1 pseudogene is annotated in these 320 nt (G+C 61.9%); it reads right to left on the minus strand.

Annotated elements, in window-relative coordinates:
• Window positions 1–320: pseudogene (locus tag EN804_RS35890) on the minus strand (formate dehydrogenase); the annotation flags it as partial.

Below are 320 nucleotides of genomic sequence, written 5' to 3' on the forward strand. Positions count from 1 at the left end.
GGCTTCCATCATCTCCTCGCGGGTCAGGCCTGAAACGCGCTCCAGCTCCTCCCATTCATGGCGGCGGGCTGCAGCGGCGAAATCGTCAAAACCCGCCGTGTGCTCGGCAAGAAAATCATGATCGAGCACATGCTTCTTGTCAGCCGCGGCAATGGCGGCGGCAAATGCGACCGCCGCCGCATTGGCCGGATCGCGCGGCTGCCCATCAGAGCCGGAAACCTTGCTTGCGGCACTCGCATGCAGCACGTCGTCTGCCTCGACAAGCGCCTTGCAGATACCGAAAAGGGCAGCGATATCGCCGCCATTCTTCACCTGGTAAT

The organism is Mesorhizobium sp. M8A.F.Ca.ET.161.01.1.1, assembly GCF_004792105.1.
Taxonomy (GTDB): Bacteria; Pseudomonadota; Alphaproteobacteria; order Rhizobiales; family Rhizobiaceae; genus Mesorhizobium.